Below are 7,459 nucleotides of genomic sequence, written 5' to 3' on the forward strand. Positions count from 1 at the left end.
ATCATTTCTGAGTGAGTATATACGTTTATTCCTTTTCCTTCTGTTTGCTCTAATAATGCTTTAAGAGCATATAAGTTATGTCCTGTAACTAATATACAGTGACCTTCTACTTTATCTTGAGATATTGTAACAGGTGTTGGTGTTCCTAAATATGAAGTATGTGCTCTATCTAGTACATCCATTATTTTAACCGTTGCAGTACCAACTTTTAATGTCATGTTTATATGTTCTTCTAAATTGAAGTTTGAGTTTGTAAGTGTTGTATATAAAGCTTCTTGAGTTATTGCGTTAACTTCTTCATCAACGTATCCTAACTCTTTAGCATGAGTAGCGTATGCTGCAACCCCTTTAAGACCAAATATCATTATATCTTGTAAACTAGCTATATCTGGGTTTTTACCACATATACCAACTTTAGTACATCCTTGAGCTGGTGTTTGTTCACATTGATAACAGAACATTGGGTTTGGCTCTACCTTTATTGGTGTAGCAGTTGTATTTGTAGTTTCTTCTTTTTTATTTTTAAATAATCCAAACATTATTAAATTCCTCCCTGTTTTCGCTTTTTTTAATTTGGCGCATCTTATGTTTATAATATATATCAATTTACTATGTTTTTCTGTAACGTAAGTTACAAATATTTAACTTATTAATTTTTGCAAAAAATAAGCCCTAGCATGTTTGCTAGGACTTTACACAACACTTAACTTTTCTACAGCTTCTTTTTCATTTGATAAGAAAAATATATCCTTTCCTTTATTGCATTCATATATGAAATCATTCAGGCTCTTACTATTGTACATAGAGTAATCCCCTACTATTGCAATTTTCATTTTGTAGTTAATATACTTTTGCAAAATATCACCTGCAAGTTTTGTTTTTAAGTCGAAAAAGTCTTCAACTATTACACTTTTATTCAAAACCATTCGATCACAGCCGGTTTCATAGTTAACTGTTGCCAAAAGATCTAATGATGACTGAACATCATTTATCAATATATCATCACTACTAATAATGGCAATATCTACATTGTTTTTATTAATAACATCTATATTCATATTTGTCCTCCATTACATAAATACACTTATTATTTAATAGACTTTGCTAGGCGAAATCCAAGGTCATCAATGCCAAAGGTTGGGTGGCTACGTCGACGGTTCATTGCCATACAACTCCTTTCAGGATCACACCACCCACCACCACGAAAAACTCGATAGGAACCATATACTTCCTTATCATATACATCCCAACACCACTCCCAAACATTCCCTAACATGTCATAAAGACCCCATAGATTTGGTTCTTTTTTTCCTACTTCATGGGTTTTGCCACCTGAGTTTTCTTTGTACCATGCAATATAGCCAATATCTCCATATCTAACTTCATTACTACCACCTCTACATGCAAATTCCCACTCTGCTTCAGTTGGTAGACGATATCCATCAGCTTCCCAATCACAGATAATATCTTCACCGTTATCACTTAGAGAATAGCACTCCTTTAATCCCTCTTTCTGAGAAAGTAGATTACAAAAAGAAATTGCTTTATTCCACGAAATGCCCTCAGCTGGTTTTTTGTTTCCTTTAAAAGAAAAAGGGGCTTCTTTTGTAATTTCAAAATACAGATCTTGAGTTACAGGATACTTAGATAGAAGAAAGGGTTTTATATCCACTTTCCATTTATGCTTTTTTCTATCGTCATTCAATACTATCGTTCCTCCTGGAATCTCTACCATCATTTCATCTACATATCTATTTATTTCATTAGTCACTTAACCCACCGCCTAATCTGAGCTACAAATTTGAGAGTGTTTATTTACTCTACTAACATTGTAATTGTACTTAACATATTTTCTATGAATTTTACACTTCCCCAAAGAATCACCCTTACTCTTTTGTCTTTTTCATCGTATTTTACATTAACTGTAGATTTCCCTATTCCAGGTTCCTTGCAATTTGCCACAGCTACAAGTGTATTTGATATTCTCATATACTCATCCTTATCAACTTCATTTATATCAACAACAGTTGATACGTTTATCTTCTTTTGTGCATCCTCTGGCCCTTCTCCTGTTGTATAATCCACACTTAATTCTTCATCATCTTTTTTATTGTTAATTTTAACGTTGTTATTTTCCATGAAAACACTTAAGTTATGTCCTGATATTCTCCACTGCTTTCCAACTTTACTTGCTCCAAGTTTTCCTTCAGTTATAAACTTTCTAATAGTTTTGTGATGCATTCCTAACATTTCTGCAATTTGATCTATTGTATAAAAGTTTTCTTCCATTACTTCCACCCCTTAATATTTACTTTATAAATTTATTATAATAAATTTACTTTCATTAAGCAATGGATTTATTGGAATTTATTTAACTTTATTACCGTTTATTGATATTTATTACCTTGGATTCTTCCTGTATTCAAAAAATAAACCTACAAAATATTATTCGTAGGTTTTATCTTTATAGGTGTTTTTTACAACTTTATGTATATTATAGTAAAATATATCTATTGATATATTTTATCATAACTTAGTAAATCATATTAAATATAAGGTTTTGTAGCTCAAGTAGATAATAATGTAACTTAAAACAGTTAAAGGAGAGACAACTATGAGAAAATTATTATGTACATTTTTATCTGTATTCATTCTATGTGCTTCAGTTTTTTCTTTAAATACCAATGTAGTATATAGTAATGAATATATTAGAATTCAAGATGCTAGTTCACAAAAAGTTTATAATTATCTTTACAAGGACCTTACGAATATAGGTAATAGAGTAGATTTCTTATTTAAATCTATTGTAACTGCTAAGCAAGGTAAAACAAAAGAAGAATTAAATAACTATTTAAAAGATATAGAGTTTTTGCAAACTGAAATAGGATATCTTTCTGATAATATGAAAAGTGATTATAGAACACTTAAATTAAATGAAACATATTCACAAGCTTTATTATTTGAGATAATAATAGCCTCTGTATATGATCTAACTCTTTTTCAATTAAAGGAATATATAAATGCAGATACACCTGAAGAAGAATACGAAGCTTCAACTAAGCTATTTAAATCTTTAAATCATGCTAGAGACCACATTGAGGATATAAAACAACTTATTCCACAGCAATAGAAAAATCCTATTATAAATCATTACAATGAGGAGTTACTTTAGAGTTTTTGAAGTGATTCCTTTTTTATTTTTATATTTCCTACACTTCTAAATATCTATTCTATTTAATACCATATACAGTTATATTAAATATATTGATATGCACTCTATTATAATGTAAAATCTTATATGGTAAATTTCAGAAATGGAGAAAAATATGAACGAAAATATTAACATTCAAATAACATTACAAGAAGAAATTGTAAGAAAAAAACCTTTATTAGAGTTTTTGAAGAAAGAAGTTGTATTAGTTATATCATTATTATTAGCCCTTAGTAGTTGTATTATTTCTACACCTAAGATATCTTATATTGACTTTAAAGTCCTTATATTATTATTTAATCTTATGATAATAGTAGCAGAATTTAAGGAACTTAAGGTTTTGGATAGTATTGCAGTTGGTTTATTAAAAAAGTGTAGCTCCTATACTTCAATATCACTATCATTAGTTTTCATAACTTTTGTATCTTCTATGTTAGTTACCAATGATGTTGCTTTAATAACCTTCGTACCACTTACTATAGTAATTTCCAAGAAGGCAAATATTGATGTTATGAAAATAGTAATATTTCAAACCCTTGCTGCTAATCTTGGAAGTAGCTTTACCCCTATGGGTAATCCACAGAACTTATTTATATATTCATTTTATAATTTAAACCCTATTGATTTCTTTTTAATAACAGGGCCAGTATTTTTGTTATCTATAGTATTTTTATTGTTCTTAATATATAAGGATAACAAAATGAATCTAAATCTTAGATTAGATGACATTGAAATCAAAAACAAAAATCATGTTATTATATTTACAATACTATTTTTTATAATATTATTATCTGTTTTTCATGTAGTGGATTACAAAATTACTTTTATTATTACAGTTATTGTAGTTTCACTTTTAAATAAAAAACTATTTGCACAAATTGATTTTTCTTTATTACTTACATTTATAGGATTTTTTATATTTGTAGGAAATATATCTACATTAGAAAGTGTGAATATCTTTATGGAAGGTGTTTTGGGAAGTGGAAAGTCAACTTTTATATCATCAATAGTGTCTAGCCAAGTAATTAGTAATGTTCCTGCTACTATGCTTTTATCAAATTTTACAGATTACACTAAGGAATTGCTACTTGGTGTAAATATTGGAGGCATGGGTACTTTAATAGCATCTCTTGCCAGTGTTATTTCTTATAAGATTTATACTAATGAATTTGAAGGTTTGAATAATAAATATCTTAAAGTATTTACTTTTTATAATGTTTTAGGTCTACTTGTTATAATTCCTTTGGTATACTTATTTGTTATATAAAATTCGCTTAAATTTTAAGGAGGATAATTAATTATCCTCCTTTTCTTTATTATATATAAATTTTAATGGCCATTAATTTCAACAAGATCATACTCCATACGTCCCATACCAATTTTTTGACCATGTTGAAGAGATTTTCTACCTTTTTCAAAAAGTTTTTGTTTACTATTTTTTTGAACTAAGTCAAGACATGCAGTATCTAATGCAACAGGGTCTTTTGATGCAAGAATACCTATATTGTCTGCAATTGGTTTCATTAACATACCAGCGCAGTCACATTCCTCAGTAATATTGTGAACGAATGTAATGTATATAATGTCCTTGTCCTTTGATGCCCCGTAAGCGTACTCTGAAAGCTTCTCAAGGAAATTAGATCCTCCCCATGTGTTTTCAATTGCACCTTGAGGACAAACGGCAATACATCCAGCACAACCAATACACTTACTTTGATCAATTACTGCTGTATCTGGAGTTTGGATGGCAGCAAAGTCACATTTATTCTCACAAATACCACAAGAAATACATTTATCAGCGTCTATTACAGGTGATATTCCAGAGTGTTGCTCTAGCTTTCCTCCTCTAGCAGCAAAGCCCATAGCAAGTTGTTTTAGAGCACCACCAAATCCAGCTGCTCCATGTCCTTTGAAATGGCTCATAACAATAAATTGCTTGTATTTATCATAACCCTTACCTATTTTGCATTTTTTTATGTACTCTTTATTTATTTCTATTTCATTGTACTCTGTTCCAATATCTCCGTCTGCTATTACAATAGGGATTTGTGTGAAACCATGGGCTTTTGCTGTTTGAATATGACTTTCAGTAGTAGTCCTTGATCCCCTATATAGTACATTTGTTTCGATATAAGATGGATTTACCCCGTTTTCTTTTAAATAACCTATAGTTTCATCATAACATGTTGCAGGCATAAAGGTTTTGTTTCCTTTTTCACCAAAATGAACCTTTATAGGCACCTCTTTTTCAAATGCGTGTCCAGTTTCAGAAACTACCTTTTTTAATATCTCCAACGCATCTTTTCCAAGCTTGCCATAATCAGATTCTGAATTCTTAATAAAATATACTTTGCTCAATTTTTGCACCGTCCTTTCAAGGCTTTCCTCATATATTATAATACTTTTTCTCAAAATCCATACTCTATGAAAAAAGCCTATTATTAAAATAACCAAAAAATAGAAATTTTGCAATATAATTATATTTATTTACTATGATATTTGTCTTGCTTGTTTTTGTATCTTATAACTTAATCCTTTTCCTAAGCCCTTACTATGTTGTGGTACTGGTATAGTTTTACCTTTCATTCTATACATCTTATGACTACCCCTTTGCCTTACTGGCTCACAACCTATTTCTTTTAAATACTTATCCATATCTCTACAATCTAATATCTTTAATGTTTCTCTTTTTTCATATGACTTTTTTACTTCAACATCATTGTCCTCTATATATTTCTTAATCTCCATTACATATTGATTAAACTGATCACCATAATATAATATTTCGTCTGCTATTACCTTAAACGCATCATGCCGAATCATTGCAACATATTTTACTATTTTATCATCTATTTTATTGTTAAATTTAGTGTGCTCTAAATTAATTACATTTTTATTTCCGCTAGTTTTACATATCATTTTTAATATTAATAATGCATCACACCTTTTTTTATGTATATATCCTTCTTTTATGCTTTTTTTGATTCTATTAAATGTACATCTAGATATTAATTCCATCCCATCATCTATAATAAATTTACTTACATTTTCTATACATTCCCTTACTTTTTTTATCTCATTATATTCTTTAATCTGGTTTTGTATCAAATATGTTACTTTCGTATTTACTTCATCTAGATATCCCCTAAAAATTTGTAGGATTTCATCGTGGACTCCATCAAGTAATAACTCTAGTTCATTTTCAATAATACGCTCTATTATATTTAAGTGTTTCTTTATTGATACTCTATTTCCCCTCATATCCTTCCCCCTGTTGTAATGTTGTATTAATATTATATGGGGTAAGATGTCTGAAAATTTCAGTAATTATATTTATTGGATAATATTCTAATGATAGAATAGTTTTGATCACTAAAAAGGAGGAAAAATTTTTCCTCCTTTAATTATCTGCCTTAATCTCAACCACTATATTAAATCATAGATAATATTTTAATATAATACTTGTTGGTTTTTACATGGGGGGAATCCATTAATGTCATTAATCATAGAGTAATCGTACTGTTTTAGAGCAAATTGTGTGTGATATAAATACTCCATAACATAAAGTTTTTTGCCATCTGCACTACATAATACCCCTGATGTTCCTGTACCATCCTTAAATGATATTCCAATTGGTTGACCTAATAGATATTTAATTTTTTGTTGCCATCTCATAGTCATTCCTCCTCTTTGGACATTATATGTGCCTATGACCATAAAGGTTCTTTGTAATCTAACTAAAATTCGCTTTACTCAAAAAAAGACTACCGAAAACGGTAGCCTCTTTTGTATATAAAATTACATGGGTAATTGGGGACAATATTATGCGTTAGCCTCAACTTCGCCTAACATTTTTGGAAGATCTGCCTTAGCATCTCCACTTATTAATTGTAAGTTAAATACATCTTGTAATACTCCTAATACTCCTGGTGATACGAACTTCGGAGCTGAAGGTCCGATGTATATGTTTTTAACTCCTAAGCTGAATAATCCTAATAATACTGCAACAGCTTTTTGCTCAAACCATGATAATACTATTGTTAATGGTAAATCATTTACGCCACATTCAAAAGCTTCAGCTAAAGCTATAGCTATTTTAGCTGCTGATCCTGAGTTGTTACATTGACCTAAATCTATATATCTTGGTATATCTGTTCCTGGAACATTTCCAAAATCTATATCATTAAATCTGAATTTACCACATGAAGTAGTAAGTATTACTGCTTCTTTTGGTAATGAACTTGCTAA

Annotated in this window: 9 protein-coding genes and 1 pseudogene; 2 read left to right on the plus strand and 8 right to left on the minus strand. The window is 29.5% G+C overall.

Annotation, left to right across the window (positions count from 1 at the left end):
- The 4 genes from BS62_RS14915 to BS62_RS14930 all read right to left on the minus strand — a co-directional run.
- Positions 1–539 (minus strand): anaerobic carbon-monoxide dehydrogenase catalytic subunit (locus BS62_RS14915; RefSeq protein ID WP_496490851.1); only part of this gene is annotated, 539 nt, incomplete at its 3' end.
- A 153-nt stretch (positions 540–692) separates the two neighbouring features.
- On the minus strand, positions 693–1,058 hold the full coding sequence (locus BS62_RS14920) for a DUF4180 domain-containing protein (protein ID WP_496492058.1): 366 nt from the start codon (positions 1,056–1,058) through the stop codon (positions 693–695).
- A 29-nt stretch (positions 1,059–1,087) separates the two neighbouring features.
- On the minus strand, positions 1,088–1,771 hold the full coding sequence (locus BS62_RS14925) for a formylglycine-generating enzyme family protein (RefSeq protein WP_496492059.1): 684 nt from the start codon (positions 1,769–1,771) through the stop codon (positions 1,088–1,090).
- A 44-nt stretch (positions 1,772–1,815) separates the two neighbouring features.
- Positions 1,816–2,289: a helix-turn-helix domain-containing protein gene (locus BS62_RS14930; RefSeq protein ID WP_496492060.1), complete on the minus strand. Its 474-nt coding sequence runs from the start codon at positions 2,287–2,289 to the stop codon at positions 1,816–1,818.
- Between the two features lie 325 nt (positions 2,290–2,614).
- On the opposite strand from BS62_RS14930, the gene BS62_RS14935 reads away from it, so the two are divergent.
- Together BS62_RS14935 and BS62_RS14940 are read left to right on the plus strand one after the other, a co-directional pair.
- Positions 2,615–3,130 carry a hypothetical protein gene (locus tag BS62_RS14935; protein ID WP_496492061.1) on the plus strand — a complete coding sequence of 172 codons (516 nt, stop codon included), beginning with the start codon at positions 2,615–2,617 and terminating at the stop codon, positions 3,128–3,130.
- A gap of 196 nt (positions 3,131–3,326) precedes the next feature.
- Complete coding sequence (locus BS62_RS14940; RefSeq protein WP_496492062.1) at positions 3,327–4,478, plus strand: SLC13 family permease; 1,152 nt, start codon at positions 3,327–3,329, stop codon at positions 4,476–4,478.
- Between the two features lie 62 nt (positions 4,479–4,540).
- Here BS62_RS14940 and BS62_RS14945 read toward each other — a convergent pair whose 3' ends face one another.
- From BS62_RS14945 to BS62_RS14960, 4 genes and pseudogenes are all read right to left on the minus strand, one after another.
- The gene (locus BS62_RS14945) at positions 4,541–5,569 is read right to left on the minus strand and encodes a DUF362 domain-containing protein (RefSeq protein ID WP_496492063.1); all 1,029 of its coding nucleotides are present in this window, start codon (positions 5,567–5,569) and stop codon (positions 4,541–4,543) included.
- Between the two features lie 132 nt (positions 5,570–5,701).
- A complete protein-coding gene (locus BS62_RS14950; RefSeq protein ID WP_496492064.1) occupies positions 5,702–6,472 on the minus strand; it encodes a type II toxin-antitoxin system HicA family toxin in 771 nt (256 codons plus the stop codon).
- Positions 6,473–6,661: 189 nt separating this feature from the next.
- Entirely contained in the window at positions 6,662–6,886 is a 225-nt protein-coding gene (locus tag BS62_RS14955) for a hypothetical protein (protein WP_496492065.1), read from the minus strand.
- Positions 6,887–7,033: 147 nt separating this feature from the next.
- A pseudogene (locus BS62_RS14960) lies at positions 7,034–7,459 on the minus strand (hydroxylamine reductase); the annotation flags it as partial.

The sequence above is a fragment of the Sporacetigenium mesophilum DSM 16796 genome (assembly GCF_059569055.1).

What these genes read in the sequence shown, in the direction of transcription:
- BS62_RS14920 (WP_496492058.1), bottom strand. Translation starts at nt 1,058, where the DNA reads ATGAATATAGATGTTATTAATAAAAACAATGTAGATATTGCCATTATT.
- BS62_RS14930 (WP_496492060.1), bottom strand. Translation starts at nt 2,289, where the DNA reads ATGGAAGAAAACTTTTATACAATAGATCAAATTGCAGAAATGTTAGGA.
- BS62_RS14935 (WP_496492061.1), top strand. Translation starts at nt 2,615, where the DNA reads ATGAGAAAATTATTATGTACATTTTTATCTGTATTCATTCTATGTGCT.
- BS62_RS14940 (WP_496492062.1), top strand. Translation starts at nt 3,327, where the DNA reads ATGAACGAAAATATTAACATTCAAATAACATTACAAGAAGAAATTGTA.
- BS62_RS14950 (WP_496492064.1), bottom strand. Translation starts at nt 6,472, where the DNA reads ATGAGGGGAAATAGAGTATCAATAAAGAAACACTTAAATATAATAGAG.
- BS62_RS14955 (WP_496492065.1), bottom strand. Translation starts at nt 6,886, where the DNA reads ATGAGATGGCAACAAAAAATTAAATATCTATTAGGTCAACCAATTGGA.